The following is a 933-nucleotide window of genomic DNA, read 5'->3' on the forward strand; positions in this document are numbered from 1 at the left end:
CGCTCCACGTGCCCGTTGAGCTTCGGGCTCCGTGGGGGCAGCACAAAGAGCCGGATTCCCAGGCTCCGGCAGGCTTCCTCAAACTCGGCCATGAACTCGCTCCCCCCGTCCACCTGGACGGCCCGGATGGGGAAGGGGGCCTTGGTCACGAGGGCGGAGAGGAATCCCGCCGCCAGGTTGGCCGTGGCCCTGGTGTGCACCTGGGCCAGGGAGAAGCGCGTGACCAGGTCCAGGGCCGAGAAGTGCTTGACCACCTCCCCGGGCCCTAGGGTCACGGTGAGGGTGTCCAATTGCACCAGGTCCCCGGGCGCCCTGGCCTCGTATCCCCGGGGCTTCCTCTGGGCGTAGGGCCTCTGGGGTCTTGGCCTCCCCTTGCCCCGCCTCGCCCGGGCCAGGAAGGCGGCCACCCTTTCCACCCGCCCCCTGGCTTCCAGATGGGCGAGGATGCGGCCCACGGTGCGCTCGCTGACCTCAAAACCTCCCTTCCTCAAGCTCCACCAGATGGGCCAGCGGCCCCAGGTGGGGTTTTGTCTCCGCAAGTCCTCGGTGGCGATGAGGAGTTCGGAGGTCCAGTGCACCTTCCGCCGTAGGCGTTTGGGGCGTTTGGGTTTCGGAAGAAGGCCTTTAAGTCCTTCGTCCTTGAGCCTGCTCCGCCAGCGGTGATAGGTGGCCCGGCTGATCCCCACCAGGGCCTGGATCTCGGGCCAGCTCACCCCGTGCTTCCTGAACGCCTCCACCTGCTTGAGCTTGCGCAGCCGTTCCTGGACCAGGGGGTCGCCGGCCCCCGCCATCTCCAGCTCCTGGGCCTTCCTCGCTCCTCGCCAGATCGCTTTGCCAACCGTGGTAAGCTGCACTCGGGGGGCCTCCTTCCGGAGTCGGTCCCCCTCTTTTTATCCCAGCCCAGAGTCTCACATGTGTTTGTCCGGGTTCAGA

At 67.3% G+C, this 933-nt stretch carries 1 protein-coding gene; it reads right to left on the reverse strand.

The annotated features are described in order from the left end of the window. Positions 1-854 (reverse strand): helix-turn-helix domain-containing protein (locus ETP66_RS11835; protein WP_130842778.1); only part of this gene is annotated, 854 nt, incomplete at its 3' end. Positions 855-933: the final 79 nt, after the last annotated feature.

Source organism: Thermus thermamylovorans (assembly GCF_004307015.1).
GTDB classification, from domain to species: Bacteria; Deinococcota; Deinococci; order Deinococcales; family Thermaceae; genus Thermus; species Thermus thermamylovorans.